The organism is Pantoea rwandensis (assembly GCF_002095475.1).
GTDB lineage: Bacteria > Pseudomonadota > Gammaproteobacteria > Enterobacterales > Enterobacteriaceae > Pantoea > Pantoea rwandensis.
In genome coordinates this window covers 99,473-112,180 of the sequence record NZ_MLFR01000001.1, presented here as the reverse complement: position 1 = coordinate 112,180, position 12,708 = coordinate 99,473, and the positions used below count along the sequence as shown (strand labels likewise).

Sequence of the window (12,708 nt, the reverse complement as noted above, 5' to 3'; positions counted from 1 at the left end):
TTAACTGTATTTATATACAGTATATTCTAAGCAAACTTTTTTGAGCAACCACTTTTGCCCACTAAGCCAATAATTCTTCCAGGAAAGTCGCCAGTGCTTTGCGGGGATCGTCCTCTTCAGAAACGATCATCTCAATCCCCCACTGTCCCAGTACCTCTTTCGCTACCGGATTATTACGATTGGTAAACAGGTAGGATTTTGGCCTGGCGGTAGCAAGCCCTGTTCGACCCCACATTTTCGTCAGTCGATAGAATAACAAACGAATATTAAAATCACTGATGCTGTAACCCACAAACAAAACGGAGTTACCCATCACATCGTGAGTCAGTTTGATATCAAGCGGCGAATCAAAATAAAGGCGTTCGAAGTAGCTACTTTCATCCAGCACAATGGACGTATCATCGTCAAAATCACCATGAAGTTTAATAATATGGCGCTTGTCTTCGGTTAATGACACCAAATCTGCGGCATTGGCCACTTTACTGTACGGCACATTATGGGCTTCATGCGCCATCTCCAACCAGCGATCATAGTTGGTGGTGTAGATGCGCGAGAAGTTTCCTTGGGTGATCATGGTGTGGATTTCAGAGCTGCGCACGTCGATGTCAGGCCGATGCCATTCACGGTCCATCCAGCTCCGCAAAGGTCCGAGCGAGCCCTTGCGCTGCTTATAGTATTCTGCAAGTGAGAGATGCGTACCGTACGTGTTGAAGATTTTCGGATCGTAACCCAGTTCATTAGCGAGGTGCGCAATCAACTCGTGCCACTCCGGCAAGCCAAGATTGCGTGAGATCCCTGCGCCCGCAAACAGGATTAATTTTCCTGCATCGTAGGCGCGTTTGAGTTCCGGTTTCATGCCAGTCCTCGCGATGTTTTTAAAAAGGTGGCAAAGCGATCCAGCGCCAGACGTCGCATTGAGATCTCATTTTTTAATTCGCCCATTTCGGCAAAGGTTTGTGAGTGTCCTTCAGGGATAAAAACACAATCCCATTGAAACTCACGGGGTCCAGCAGGTGCTGGCGCGATAGTGCCACGCAGCTGGCCTTCGAATTGATACATTTTGCGCCCATCGCAATAGCCCAGTACGGTTTTGGCTGTCACATTGGGCGTCTCTAACCCGTTGACCAACTTAGTGAAACGTTCAGCGTGCAAACGGCTCCAAAAAATGCGCGTCAATCCGGCCGGCAAACCGTTGAGCCCATCAAGATAGAGCCCCGTGTGCTCAACAAATAATGGGCGGCCGATGATGGAAAAAGCTTTGGTGAGTTTGTCACGCACCAATTCCACCTCATTTTCAGTCTGGATCTCTTCAATACGACGGGCGATGGGTATCACTTCAACGCCGACTGGCTCAAGGATGGTACGGACTTCAGCTAGCTTTAGCTCATTCGCGGAAAGGAAGCGTATTTTCATTGCAATCAGCTGTTTTTAATAGGTTAAATTTCGATTATCGGCACTATCTCCGGGTTATCTCCCGATTTTAATTTTGCTGCCCTATCAATCATGATCTCATCTACCAAACTCATCAGCATTCTAACGCGGTGGCAAAACTCATGATAGGTCGTATTTTTGGCAAACCTAATCTTTGAATCGCCGGCGAGCATGAATGATCGTGCTGCGCCTACTTTTCACCCGAAATCTGGCATGGTTGATGACCGTCCTCCACATAGGATCTTGAGTGTTGCTGTTAAACTTGTCGAGCATGGCAAGCAGCTCATTCCATTTCAGTACCTGAAAAACTTTGTCTTTTCCCAGTACTTCCTTCATCTGTTGCAGTGTTAAGTCTACATGGAACTTAGCTTCCTGAAGACACATCCCTGTTTGGTGAGCTGCTGCATGCTTTCTTAATTGAAGGGCAAAAATTTCAATATCTAACTGGTATGCGTTCAAACGCACCTCTACTTATGATTTTATCGACATCTATCATTAGTAGCTTATCTGGAAATATGAAAGCGAAACGGTAAAAAAAACTAAACTTGCATTAAAAATGAATGATTCCGCTGCAGGAATCAGGCATAAAAGACTGTAAACGGGCGCCTCTGTACAAGTTTTATCGTTTTTTTTGGAAACTTTCGGTTGATTATTTAATTCATAAAACTTGATTCAAATCGACAAAATTCCCCTACAAATATGGTTATCTATTATTTATAAAGGCTTTGAATATTTGAAAAATTTGACTGATTTAAAAGTTGCATTAAATAAACACCTAATACCACACGATTAGCTAAATTTGTCATTGTACAAGTTTGTGTGAATTGTATAGTTTTGATGCGCGGCTGGGGCCGCATGTAACGAATGATGCTTTGCATCACCTCTGAAAGTGTTATGGATTTCCTCTTTCAGAGGTGTTTTTTTTCGCCAGACATAATGATGCTAACAATAACTTTCACTGTTCATTATTATTGGCAGATATAGTTTTTAATCCTTAATTTCATGAGGCTTATATGCAACCAACAGTAACCACAGAGTCTCAGCTGCTTGATTTCTTCCAAACTACGGGTGACCAATTTCTAAGCGAGAGAGCGATCATCTCTGAAATACGCCTGGAGCTGTCGGCGCGCAAAATTCGCATTTCCAATAAAGATATCATTCTTGCGCTTATCCTTCGGCTCGAATGTGAAAGCGATGTGATCAAGCAAGACATCTATCGTAACGCGCTTGAGATTATTGTTCAGCGTACGCCTGATGACATCACCTGACCAAAGCGCACGTTTTTTTTCATCTGCACAGGCAGCAGCCCCATTGATATGGGGTTTTCCATTACACCGCAACATTATCGTTGATTGTGTCATAATCGACTTAAGTCGTTTGATTACGCCAAATTACCTGCCAAAAATGCTAAATTGTCTTAGCATATGTCAAATAAAACGTCCTCACTGGCTAATGTAAAATTCGTGAAAACATTTATGACAGCCGTCTCGCTTTTCCTTAAAATAGCGATTCTAAGATATTAAATAATTATGACAAAGATTGAGACAGCGAATGATCTCTTATTTTCGTTCAGGCATTTCTATGGTTCACAATCTCCCTTTTAATTTAAAGGGTGACAGTCTAGAGAAGAAGCTACGGTTAACCTTATTGATTGCAGGTACATCCAGCATCTTTGCCGGGGTTTTCATGGCATGGTTCAACTTCAGCAGTGGTCACAACGCTATTGCCTGTTTATATTGCGCCAGCACTCTGCTCGGGGGTTATATCAGTTGCTCGGCCTTTTGTGGCGGCTTAAAACGCAATCTGTACATCATTGTTCACACGCTGTTAGCCAGCATTATCATGCTACTTTTGGTCGATAACTATCATATAGCTGCCAAACGTTCAGAGTACAATTACTTACTGGCATTGACTGTGGGCTCAGCGTTGGTGTTACGCCAACAGTCCAATTACCTCAGTAAAGTGTTCCCTCTCATCTGTTTTTTTTGTTATCTGGGGTTTGTCGTCACAGGCCTGACCTGGCAACAAGGCGCTTTTCATCTCAATATTCCTCAGGACGCTGGCTTCTACATTGTCAATTGCAGTGTTCCAATCGTTGCATTGTTGTTAACCGTATATACCTCACGCGGTGATTATTCAGAAACCGATCTGATAAAACGCGAGCTATCAAATGCCATCGAAAAAAATGAATTAGAGGTCTACTATCAGCCACAAGTTGATGCGGAAAAAAAACTGATTGGCTTCGAAGCATTATTACGCTGGAAACATCCTGTTAAGGGTTTCATCTCGCCAGAAGTTTTCATTCCCGTCGCTGAGAAAAGCGGTCTGATTATTGATATCGGGAAATGGGTCATGGAACGCACCCTACTGCAGATGTCTGAATGGGACCGTATGTACAACCTCAGCCACTTAAAGTTTTCGGTCAATATTAGTCCACTGCAACTTATGCATCGGGATTTCACACAAGATACGCTGAAAATCCTTGCGAATTATAAAATCAGCCCGGAAAGGCTAAAATTTGAGATTACGGAAACCACTTTTATCTATGATCAGAAGAGAATTGGCGACGTCATAGCGCAATTCAGTGAATTGGGTATTAAATGGGCGATTGATGATTTTGGTGTAGGCTATTCCTCCCTCAAATCGCTCAGTGACTTCGCCATCGATGATATCAAAATTGATAAGTCACTGATCATGCATATTTTTGATAATGAATCTGCCGCCATTGTGGTGCACAAGACGATTGAACTCTCGCGCGAAATGGGTCTTAACGTGTTAGCCGAGGGTATCGAAAGCGAAGAGTATTTCGATTATCTACGTCATAAAGGGTGTCATCTATTCCAGGGCTACCATTTTGCTCGCCCCTTACCTGCAGCAGACGCAGCGCAATGGATCCGTAAATCGAAAAACGCATAGAACCTCTAAAAAGGCGACTTATTAGCCGCCATAAAAGTCAGTGTAAAATGGAATTTTGGCGAAGGAACAAACATTACAGCACCCGCGCCAGAAAACGTTTGGTGCGTTCATGGCGCGGTTGGTTTAACACCTGATGGGTACTGCCCTGTTCGACAATACGTCCATCAACCATAAACACCACCTGATCGGCTACTTCACGCGCAAAGCCAATCTCATGCGTCACAATCACCAAGGTGGTGCCCGAACGCGCCAGCTTTTTGATAACATCCAATACCTCACCCACTAACTCAGGATCGAGCGCTGACGTTGGCTCATCAAACAGCATCACGCGGGGATTCAGCATTAAAGCGCGGGCAATGGCGATACGCTGTTGTTGTCCGCCCGAGAGATGACGCGGCCAGGCATCAGCTTTATGGCGTAGTCCGACGATATCCAATAACTCGCCCGCCCGCTCAATCGCTTCACGGCGTGATAGCTGCCGATGCGCAATCGGTGCTTCAATCAGGTTCTCCAACACCGTGAGATGCGGGAATAAGTTGAAGTTCTGGAAGACATAACCCACGTTGATACGCTGACGTAAAATCGCCTTCTCTTTCAGCTCATACAATTTGTCACCACGACGCTGATAACCGATGTAATCCCCATCAATCTGGATGAAACCTTCGTCAACGCGTTCCAGATGGTTAATGGTGCGCAGCAAAGTAGATTTCCCCGAGCCTGATGGCCCAAGAATCACCGTCACTGAGCCGGGTTCCAGCTCCAGCGAAACCGCATCCAGTGCTTTGTGTTTACCAAACGACTTCGTCACACCCGTGATGCTGATGGCACCGGTAGCGTGTAGATTGCGATAATCAATGGCCTCGGACATGGGAGAGTTCCTCATTGGCGGTATCAGTAACAGAACGGGTGCGCCATTGACGCCAGCGTGACGCTCGCGGCTCGCGCGTCACACTACGTGCCAGCGAACGTTCAACGCTGTGCTGCAACAGTGACAACACGGTGGTGATGATCAGATACCAAGCCGCACCCACCATCAGCAAAGGAATCACCTGCTGAGTGCGGTTGTAGATCATCTGGATGGTGTAAAACAGCTCCGGCATCGCCAGCACATACACCATTGAGGTGCCCTTCGCGAGGCTGATGATTTCATTGAAGGTGGTGGGAATGATGGCGCGTAACGCCTGGGGCAGGATAATACGGAACGTTCTTCTCGATGAAGAGAGCCCCAGCGCCGAAGCCGCCTCAAACTGTCCATGATCGACGCCCAAAAAGCCGCCACGGATAATCTCGGCACTGTACGCACTCTGCACCAGCGTCAAGCCAATCACCGCCGCTGGGAATTGGCCCAGCACGTTGATGGTCTGGAAATGGCCCCAGGAGAGCGCGGTAAACGGTACGCCAAGAGACAGCGTGTCATACAGGTAGGAGAAGTTGTACAGGATGATCAGTACGACGATCAGCGGCAGCGAACGAAACAGCCAAATATAGCCAAACGCTAACGTGCTCAGTAACCAGGATGACGACAGACGCGCCAGTGCCAGCAAGCCGCCGAAAATCAGACTTAACACCGTACCGAACAACGTCAGTAGCAGCGTTTGCCCCAGCCCATAAAGAATCACTGGATCGAAAAACCAGCGGGCAAATACAGCCCATTCCCAGCGCGGATTAAAGGCCACCGAATCAATCACGCTGGCCAGAATGAACAGGGCGACAATCGCCCCAATCACGCGTCCAGGATAGCGCGCAGGCACTACGGTTAATCGTTGTTGGTCACTCATCTCAACCCCTCAACTGGCCTGTGCCACGCTGTGTACATCTATCACCTTGAGAAAACGCAGACGCCCGTCATGCGGCGGCGTGCCGTAAACCTCCATGTCTTCCAGCAGCGTAAACTGCGGCTGATAGCCGTGGCCGATATAAAGCTGCACCGCTTCTGGCTGGCGAAAGCCGGTGGTCAGGAACACGCGCTGATAACCGGCGCGCAATGCACGCCGTTCCAGTTCTTGCAAAATCAACAGTGCCAAACCCTGACGGCGCAGGTCGCTACGTGTCCAGATGCGTTTTAGCTCTGCCGTCACGTCGTCATAGGGTTTGTAGGCGCCCATGGCGATGATCTCGCCATCGCGCTCCAGCACAATGAACAGCCCGCGCGGCGGTAAATACCACTCTGTAAGTTCAACTTCTTGATTATTCCTAAAAAAGTCGCCGTATCGTGCGGCATACTCCCCGAATAAACCGGTCAGAATGGGCTGTAACTCATCAGCTTCAGGATGCACTTCACGGAAAAATTGCTGGCTCATCACGCCCCCTTAATCGCCCAGTCCGGCCGGGTTGATTTCAGAATGATCTAAACGTTCGACGCCCTCGCCCCAGCGATTTAGCACCTTGTCGTAATCCCCGTTTTTAATGACGCCATTCAGCGCGGTATTGATCGGTTCCGCCAGGCCGCTGCCCTTCTTGACCGTAACCGCGATATGCGCCGCTTTTGGCCAACCGCCATCTACGCTGCCTACCAGCCGCGTTTGATGGGTTAACGCCGCTTTCCATGCACCAATTACGTTAGGGCCGAAATAGGCATCGGCGCGACCTGACTGCAACGACAGCGTTTGTGCAGCATCATCTTTGGTGTAAACCGGCGTAAAAGGCTTCAAGCCTTTGGCCTGATTCTCTTTGTCCCACGCCAATAGAATGGCTTCCTGGTTCGTGCCAGAACCGACAATAATGCGCAATCCGGCGATATCTTCTGCTTTGCTTAACGATTTAATCGGGCTGCTGGATTTGACATAGAAACCGAGTGAGTCTTTGCGGTAGGTGGCGAAATCAAAACGCTCTTTGCGCTCTTTCGTGACCGTGACGTTGCTGATGGCAGCATCATATTTTCCTGATGCCACACCCAGTGGCCAATCTTCCCAAGAAGTCGGCACCACATTGAGTTTCAGGCCAAGGCTGTCTGCCACCAGGCGCGCGATATCCACTTCGCTGCCCAGCAAGGTTTTATTGTCATCGCTGAACACCGTTAAAGGCGGTGAGTTTTGGGCAGCAACCGCCACCGTAAATGAACCCGGCACAGCAAACTTATGCCCGGCGGGGATCTGTGCTACCGCAGCAGCATTCTTCGCGGTATTCACCGGCGTTTTATTGGCTTCGATACTGATTTGTTGACCGTTCACCGCCACATCGTCGGCGAATACGCTGCTGCTCAAACTGAGCAACATCAGCGCAATCAGGGATTTTTTCTGCATAGCGTGTTTTCTCTCTATTTTATTGTTGTGTGAACTGATTAACCGGATCTTTCAGACCGAAGCTGGCACGTAACGTGGTGCCAGGATATTCGCTGCGGGTTAACCCGCGCGCTTGCAGAATCGGGATAACGCGATCGACAAAACGTTCAAAGGTATCTGGCGTGCCGCCCTGAATAATGAAGCCGTCGGTAGCCTCGCATTCGAACCACAGCTGCAAGCCGTCCGCCACCTCTTCAGGAGTGCCAAAGAACAGCGGTCGCGGCGTTGCCGCTTCAAGGGCTGCCTGGCGTAAGGTATGGCCCTGCTCATGCGCCTTGCGTTTGATTTCGTCAGTGGTGCTACGGAAGCTGTTTTGGCCGATATCGCCAATATCCGGGAAAGGTTCATCAAGGGAATATTGTGAGAAGTCGTGATGGTCAAAGAAGCGGCCGAGATAGTTCAGCGCATCCTTAATAGAAACCAGCGCGGCGGTGGTCTGATACTGACGCTCAACGTCTTCCGCATCGTCACCGACAATCACACCCACCCCCTGGAAGATATGCAGCTCCTGAGGCTCGCGTCCGTTCGCCACCAGCTGCTTTTTCACATCTTTGTAGAAGGCTTGCGCCTCTTCACGCGTCGGCTGGTGCGTAAAATGGCATCCGCATGACGGGCAGCCAATTTCTTCCCATCTTCCGACGCGCCTGCCTGGAACACAATTGGGCGGCCCTGTGGCGTGCGCTCGATGTTCAGTGGACCTTGCACCTGGAAGAAATCTCCATGGTGATTCAGCGTGTGAAGCTTGGCAGAATCAAAGAACTGGCCGCTCTCTTTATTACGCACAAATGCATCGCTTTCCCATGAGTCCCACAGTCCTTTCACCACCTGCAAATACTCATCGGCGATACGATAGCGCAGCGCATGTTCTGGATGCTGCTGACGCGAGAAGTTCTTGGCGGACCCTTCCAGCGGAGAGGTCACCACATTCCAGCCCGCACGACCGCCGCTCAGGTGATCGAGGCTGGCGAATTGACGCGCCACCGTGAACGGCTCGCTGTAGGAGGTGGAAACCGTCCCCACCAGTCCCAAATGCTGTGTGACACCTGCCAGCGCTGACAGCAGCGTCAAGGGTTCAAAACGGTTAAGGAAATGCGGGATCGATTTTTCGTTGATGAACAGGCCATCGGCGACAAACAGGAAATCCAGCTTGCCGGCTTCTGCCTTACGGGCGATGTGTTTGGCATAGTCAAAGTTAATGCTGGCGTTGGCTTGCGCCGCAGGATGGCGCCAGGCCGACATATTGCCTGATGCACCATGTAAAATGGTACCGAGTCGCAGTTGTCTTGCAGTCATAATATTCTCTCTTTTCCATGGCACAGCCTGACGGCAACGCGCAGTTGCCGTGCAGAGCAGAAGATTGGGAAGTAAGGACGTTAACTCAGGATGGCGTCACGACATCGCGCATTGAGATGCTGCAAGGCCTGCTGCGCCAGTTGGCTAAAGTAGTGTGCTGCGGGGGCGATCAACGCCTCGTCAGGATTAAAACCGCCGTGATGCAGTCCGAATTCGCTGGCGCTGCCAATGCTGACAAAAGCACCGGGAATCAGCTGGAGGTAATAGGCAAAATCTTCGCCTCCCAGATGCAGCTCAGCGGTTTGCACGCGATAGCCCACTTGCTCCGCGACCTGGCTGGCAAACGTGGCCCACCGCGCATCGTTTTCTAAAACTGGTGGACCTGGATGCCAGCTAAACGTAGCGCTGGCCCCGTTCGCCGCCGCGATACTTTCCACAATCTGCCGTGCTCGCTGCTCCAGTTCAGCGCGCACCTGCTTATCATGCGTCCGCACCGTGCCACCGAACTCCGCCTCACCCGGCAACGCATCACCGCCTTTACCCGCTTCAATGCGCGTGACGCTAAGCACCAGGCTGTCGAGTCGATTAAAACTGCGGCTGGTCAATGATTGCAGCGCCTGAATGATCTGGCTGGCCACCAGAATGCTATCGATACCCTGTTTAGGCTGTACCACAGGCGCAGCTTTACCGACCACGCGCACCACAAATTTGTCGGCATTGGCATAGAAAGCACCGCCACGAGTCGCAAAAGTCCCGGTCGGCAAGCCCGGCTCGTTATGCATGCCAAAAATCGCCTTCACATCCGTCAACACACCGGCCTGAATCAGTTTACGTGCGCCCGTAGCATTCTCTTCAGCAGGTTGGAACAGGATACGCACGCGACCCCGCAGTTGATCTTCAATCGCTTTAAGTTGCAGCGCTGCACCCAGCATCACGGCACTGTGCACATCATGTCCGCAGGCATGCATTACGCCGCTATGACGTGAACGATAGGCAAGCCCGGTGGCCTCATGGATGGGCAGCGCATCGATATCGGCACGCAACGCGATCAGGGTTTCCCCACGTCCCACTTCAACCACCACGCCGGTTTCCAGCGGGTAATCAAGCGGATGCAAGCCGGCTTCCTGTAACCAGCGAAGCAACCGCGCGGTGGTTTCCACTTCATGCCCAGAAAGCTCTGGCCAGCTGTGCAGCTCGCGCCGCCAGTCAATCAGTTGCTGTTCGCTAACGTGACTCATTGAGACCTCCGCATCAGGCTGCAACCAGTCGATGAGTTGCCAGCAGTTCGAGAGATTTCACTCGCGCCTGCTCCTCGGCAATCGGCGTGTCGATAACGAACTCATCGATACCAAAATGCTGATTTAAGGCATCGAGTTTGGCGTGTACCTGCGCCGCTGTGCCTTTAAGCAGCGAGGGCGTGCGTGGTTCAATCACGTAATCGGTATACCCTCCCTGTCGCACATAGCGTTCGGCTTGTTCGACACTGCCTACATTGACACTCGGCCCATCTTTCACGTTGACGTGATAAACGCGCAGATTATCAACCAGTAAGTCCGCTTCCGCAGGCGAGTCGGCCACCACTGCTTGTACCGCCACCAGCGCCTGCTTACCGTTACTGTATTGGCGATAGCTGTTCAGTACCTGCTCCATTAGCAGAGGATCGCCATTGTGGTGGGCCGCGAATACCAGTTGCCAGCCCAGCTCTGCAGCCAGTTTGGCGCTCTGTTCACTCGCGCCCAACAGGAAACGATTCGCCGGGCGTGGCGGCTGTGGCGTCGCGCGCAGAATCTCTTCATCGCCTACCGGCGGCACATCCAGCCAGCTATCCAGCAGAGCCAGTTGTTCAGCGAAGTTACCCTTTTCATCCTGATGCACGCCGAGTTGCAGCGCCCGCGTTGAAAGGGGCAATCCACCCGGCGCTTTACCCACGCCAAGGTCGATGCGACCCGGCGCCAGCGAAGCCAGTAAGTTGAAGTTCTCAGCGACTTTATAAGGACTGTAGTGCTGGAGCATCACCCCGCCCGAGCCCACACGGATATGCTGTGTCTGGCCGATGATCCACGCGATCAGCAGCTCAGGCGAAGGACTGGCGAGACGGTCAGTATTATGATGTTCCGCCAGCCAGAAACGGTGATAGCCCCAAGCTTCCGCCTGTTGCGCCAACTGTAATGTCCGATGCAGGGCATGTGCGGCGCTCTCTCCATCAGCAATCGGCGATTTATCCAGCAAACTCAGTCGATACGACATACGCCAAATCCTTTATCAGTGAATATGGCGTTAGTGTGTGGTGGCGGCGGGTAATTGGTAAAACATGATATTGTCGTATGCATTTTTAATTTATGCATATTGGTCAAAAAGGCGAAGAGAATGAAGTGAGGTAAAGAATTAGTTCATTGATAACATGCAGTTAGTTTGATTATCCTAATTTCATTTTCAATTGTTATAAATTCTTGCAACGCTATTTAGGAAAGTATTGAACAAATAGAGCTATAGTCGACACACCTCTCTTCTCTCATTCAATACCTCATTGCATGCAGTACTTAAATAACGTTATTTCTGTTATCCGCATTTACTCAATGGATAATTAAAAACCCTGCTATTTAGCGTCTAAATGGTCAGCGGCTTATCTTCGACCGCATCAAACGCCCTGCCTTCTCTGTTTTTCCACTTCATCAGCCGCTGTCCATCTAGATAAGGTGATTCTGAGTCAGGGGATCCAACAAAATTTTCTGATCTAAGCCTATAAAATGATGCCGTAGCGGGTGGCGGAGACGCAACGGCAAACTAGAATTATGGCGTGACTAGCTAGTCCTCAAATCTCTTGGAACATTGATACGAGGTCTCTCTATGAAACAACAGAGCTACAGAGGCGGAGCAGGGAATTTTGCCAACGATCCGGCCCGTGCGAAAGAAGCAGGAAAAGCGGGAGGTAAAGCCAGCGGAGGCAACTTCAGAAACGATCCTGAACGCGCCGTAGAAGCGGGTCGGAAAGGAGGCAAAATAAGTCGCCGTCCTCCAACAAAGTCTGAATAAAGCGCTTTAGGATTTCAGTAAACCAGGGACTAACGTCAACGCTTTTCAACGACGTTAGCTCCCTTTTCCTCTTAGTCCATCATCTTGTTCTCGTGCTTTATGCATCTATCCCAAAAGTAATCACACTCTAACAGACGAATAAATCTGGCTGCCATCTTACGAACGTAATCAGCCTGTAATGCTTTGGGGACGTGTTGATTTGTCGGATTCTTGTGATACAGGTAGCCATACTCATCATCTTCATAATGAATAAAGTCGCGCTGGACGGTTGACCAATAATCGATAACCCTCTTAAACAAGCAGGCATTCAGGTCATAATCTACTTCAATGCCGCTCAGCCCTCCCCACAATTCTGGTTCAGAATGAGAAAATGCCATCTCCTTCAGCGAGTGTCTTATTGAAAAGACCCTTAATTCCCCTTCTGATGGCTGAGGGATGTTGCTCGCCAGAAGGTAAGAATCAAGATACTGATACACCTCACTTTTGACCAAGTGTTTGTCGAAACCTAATGAAGCGAGGATCAGCAAATTATCATTGGCTTCGCTCTTATCAAGACGCATTTCAGCCCAATCGGTAAATATGCGTAGAGGAGTACCCGGCGCGTCTGTGTAACGCAGAGCCAGTACATCGCGGAGGTCCAGATGATGTTTGTCCATGAAATCAATCCCTGACACGTTTAATTTGGCTTCTGCACAGGATAGCTCCCGCTGCATTTCCCCTATCAATTTTCGCTATTAATTTTTTTCGCAAAAGC

At 49.8% G+C, this 12,708-nt stretch carries 12 protein-coding genes and 1 pseudogene; 3 read left to right on the top strand and 10 right to left on the bottom strand.

From position 1 onward, the window contains the following. Positions 1-61 precede the first annotated feature (61 nt). The 3 genes from HA51_RS00550 to HA51_RS00540 all read right to left on the bottom strand — a co-directional run bounded on the left by HA51_RS00550 (position 62) and on the right by HA51_RS00540 (position 1,890). Positions 62-856 carry an SIR2 family protein gene (locus HA51_RS00550; RefSeq protein WP_010618046.1) on the bottom strand — a complete coding sequence of 265 codons (795 nt, stop codon included), beginning with the start codon at positions 854-856 and terminating at the stop codon, positions 62-64. After that, entirely contained in the window at positions 853-1,413 is a 561-nt protein-coding gene (locus HA51_RS00545) for a non-canonical purine NTP pyrophosphatase (protein ID WP_084931176.1), read from the bottom strand. Before HA51_RS00545 ends, HA51_RS00550 begins: the two co-directional genes overlap by 4 nt. A gap of 165 nt (positions 1,414-1,578) precedes the next feature. Next, complete coding sequence (locus HA51_RS00540; RefSeq protein WP_084931175.1) at positions 1,579-1,890, bottom strand: hypothetical protein; 312 nt, start codon at positions 1,888-1,890, stop codon at positions 1,579-1,581. Positions 1,891-2,444: 554 nt separating this feature from the next. Here HA51_RS00540 and HA51_RS00535 point away from each other — a divergent pair. Together HA51_RS00535 and HA51_RS00530 are read left to right on the top strand one after the other, a co-directional pair. Next, positions 2,445-2,699 carry a biofilm development regulator YmgB/AriR family protein gene (locus HA51_RS00535; RefSeq protein ID WP_084931174.1) on the top strand — a complete coding sequence of 85 codons (255 nt, stop codon included), beginning with the start codon at positions 2,445-2,447 and terminating at the stop codon, positions 2,697-2,699. A gap of 313 nt (positions 2,700-3,012) precedes the next feature. Continuing rightward, positions 3,013-4,347: a putative bifunctional diguanylate cyclase/phosphodiesterase gene (locus tag HA51_RS00530; protein WP_245840112.1), complete on the top strand. Its 1,335-nt coding sequence runs from the start codon at positions 3,013-3,015 to the stop codon at positions 4,345-4,347. 73 nt (positions 4,348-4,420) lie between these two features. Here HA51_RS00530 and HA51_RS00525 read toward each other — a convergent pair whose 3' ends face one another. The 6 genes and pseudogenes from HA51_RS00525 to HA51_RS00495 all read right to left on the bottom strand — a co-directional run bounded on the left by HA51_RS00525 (position 4,421) and on the right by HA51_RS00495 (position 11,168). Beyond that, positions 4,421-5,215 carry an amino acid ABC transporter ATP-binding protein gene (locus HA51_RS00525; RefSeq protein ID WP_084931172.1) on the bottom strand — a complete coding sequence of 265 codons (795 nt, stop codon included), beginning with the start codon at positions 5,213-5,215 and terminating at the stop codon, positions 4,421-4,423. Continuing rightward, the gene (locus HA51_RS00520; RefSeq protein WP_084931171.1) at positions 5,199-6,125 is read right to left on the bottom strand and encodes an amino acid ABC transporter permease; all 927 of its coding nucleotides are present in this window, start codon (positions 6,123-6,125) and stop codon (positions 5,199-5,201) included. Before HA51_RS00520 ends, HA51_RS00525 begins: the two co-directional genes overlap by 17 nt. Positions 6,126-6,134: 9 nt before the next feature. Beyond that, positions 6,135-6,647, bottom strand: coding sequence for a GNAT family N-acetyltransferase (locus tag HA51_RS00515; protein WP_084931170.1), 513 nt, complete (start codon positions 6,645-6,647; stop codon positions 6,135-6,137). 9 nt (positions 6,648-6,656) lie between these two features. After that, a pseudogene (locus HA51_RS27375) lies at positions 6,657-8,924 on the bottom strand (NtaA/DmoA family FMN-dependent monooxygenase). Positions 8,925-9,001: 77 nt separating this feature from the next. Then, positions 9,002-10,159, bottom strand: a complete 1,158-nt coding sequence (locus HA51_RS00500) for an amidohydrolase (RefSeq protein WP_084931168.1) — start codon at positions 10,157-10,159, stop codon at positions 9,002-9,004. Positions 10,160-10,172: 13 nt separating this feature from the next. After that, positions 10,173-11,168 (bottom strand): MsnO8 family LLM class oxidoreductase, encoded by a 996-nt coding sequence (locus HA51_RS00495; protein ID WP_084931167.1) that lies wholly within the window; start codon positions 11,166-11,168, stop codon positions 10,173-10,175. A 600-nt stretch (positions 11,169-11,768) separates the two neighbouring features. Here HA51_RS00495 and HA51_RS00490 point away from each other — a divergent pair. Continuing rightward, entirely contained in the window at positions 11,769-11,954 is a 186-nt protein-coding gene (locus HA51_RS00490) for a con-10 family general stress protein (protein ID WP_084931166.1), read from the top strand. Between the two features lie 71 nt (positions 11,955-12,025). Here the strand turns inward: HA51_RS00490 and HA51_RS00485 are convergent, their stop codons facing one another. Next, positions 12,026-12,610: a hypothetical protein gene (locus HA51_RS00485; protein WP_139810600.1), complete on the bottom strand. Its 585-nt coding sequence runs from the start codon at positions 12,608-12,610 to the stop codon at positions 12,026-12,028. Positions 12,611-12,708: the final 98 nt, after the last annotated feature.